Annotated in this window: 3 protein-coding genes; all 3 read right to left on the bottom strand. The window is 29.2% G+C overall.

The genetic code is table 11. The features are described from left to right. Positions 1-235: 235 nt before the first annotated feature. On the bottom strand, positions 236-940 hold the full coding sequence (locus G6N05_RS15460) for a suppressor of fused domain protein (RefSeq protein ID WP_166131873.1): 705 nt from the start codon (positions 938-940) through the stop codon (positions 236-238). 166 nt (positions 941-1,106) lie between these two features. Further along, positions 1,107-1,406 (bottom strand): helix-turn-helix domain-containing protein, encoded by a 300-nt coding sequence (locus tag G6N05_RS15465; protein WP_166131876.1) that lies wholly within the window; start codon positions 1,404-1,406, stop codon positions 1,107-1,109. Between the two features lies 1 nt (position 1,407). After that, the gene (locus G6N05_RS15470) at positions 1,408-1,746 is read right to left on the bottom strand and encodes a type II toxin-antitoxin system RelE/ParE family toxin (protein WP_103806036.1); all 339 of its coding nucleotides are present in this window, start codon (positions 1,744-1,746) and stop codon (positions 1,408-1,410) included. Positions 1,747-1,910 lie beyond the last annotated feature (164 nt).

The following is a 1,910-nucleotide window of genomic DNA, read 5'->3' on the forward strand; positions in this document are numbered from 1 at the left end:
TCGAGTTTAAAACAAAATAGGAGCGAAGCGTTTTCTGAAAATAGATGTTGAAATATTAGAAATTGTTCTTGTGTTTTTGATTCTAAACGACTGGTATATAACGTTCCGGCGCTTGGCGAGGTTGCGAACTTCGGAACTGATTATTTTCTATCAAATATAAAATTTCTTGCGAAATGTAAACGTGAATTTACTACAAAATTCGCAATCTTGCCAAACGGCTGTTAGCAACTGGCTTTTATTTTCTCAATTTGTTCCAAAATGATTTTTTAGGAGTTATATTTTTTCTATTGTTGTCTAATATTTCCAAACAATTGTTTTTTATTATTAAATCTAAAAGAGCATTGTAACCATTTTCAATTTTATAGTTTAGTTCGTTTTCGTATAGAGGAAAGAAGCTGTAAATGTTAATGATTCTACCATCTTTAATTATTTCTGTAAAGTCTTCTTCAAAAGTTGCAGATGGTAATATAACACCACCAATAAAGTTAGTGTCAGCACTGTAAGATTCTAAATCTTCTGAATATCTAATTGTATGACCAATTCCTAACCAAGTATCGTAATGATGTGGAAATTTACCAGTAACCTTTAGCATTTTAATTATAAAATCATTTTTGTTTTCCCCAGTATAAACCTCATTAAATTCTATGTCTTTTGGAATTAACAGCATCAACTCTGCAAACTTATAATTATCTTTTTCTTCTACAATTTCAGGGACATTCATTTCTAAACTGCTCATCCCGCTTGTCAATAAAATATTATAATTTAATTTTTTAGGCTTAATAAAATAGACATGTAATTTAAAATCCAATGACATAAATTCATGAAATACTTTTACTTCCTCATTCGGAAAATGTTTTTCCACGTGTTCGGCTATCCATTCTGAATGTTCTTCAAAATATTCTTTGTTTTGAAAGTAATCTAATATTTCTTCTATATCCATAATTTTTTTAAGCTTGTTGCTAACGTTCCGGCGCTTGGCGAGGTTGCGAAGTTTGGAATCGATTATTTTCTGTTAAAGATAAAATTTCTTGCGAGATGTAAACGTGAATTTACTACAAAATTCGCAATCTTGCCAAACGCCTGTTGTGTGCTGTAATGATATTTACTTACAAAAAGGTTAACCCAATTCTTTTATTTAATCCTATTTCAAAGATTCTTATTAATGTTGAAAGTTGAATATTTCCTCTTCCGTTTTCAATTCTCGAAATGTAGCTTTTTTTTGTTCCAGTTTTTTCCGCCAATTGCTCTTGAGTTATTTTAGCTTCTTTTCGAGCGTCTTTAAGCATTTCACTTATGATGAACATCTGTGATTTTTCTTCGTAGCTATTTCTACTTTCTGTTCCGATTTTTCCGTGTTCAACTTCAATAAGTTGATCAAAATTTTTTATGTTTTTATAATCTTTCATTTTAAATGTTTTTTTGTTGAAAATACTCGTTCATTAAATTCAATGCTTTTTCCAATTCATTTTTTGGTGTCTTTTGAGATTTTTTCTGAAAACCATTAAAAAGCACAACTAATTTCCCTTTATCAAAGCAACAAAATATTCTATAAATATTTGACTGATATTCAATTCTTATTTCATAAAGTCCGTTTGTTCCTGTCAAATGTTTTAAAAATTTTTCCGGAACTTTCTCAACTTGTTTTATTAATTCAAGAACGTATTTCATTTTTTCTTTTACCTTTTCATCTTGACTTTGGTAAAACTCAATAAAATGATTTTCATAAAATATAATTTCTCTGCTCATTTGACAAAGTTATCTTAAAAGTTAACAATTAGCAAATAAATTTTGATTTTTTTCATGTAGTTTACGTTCAGCGGAATTATAGCACACAACGTTCCGCGGCTTGCTGAAGTGGCGACTTCGTAACCGCTTATTTTCTTTCAAATATAATATTTCTTGCGAGAAAT

This window comes from Flavobacterium bernardetii (genome assembly GCF_011305415.1).
Taxonomy (GTDB): Bacteria; Bacteroidota; Bacteroidia; order Flavobacteriales; family Flavobacteriaceae; genus Flavobacterium; species Flavobacterium bernardetii.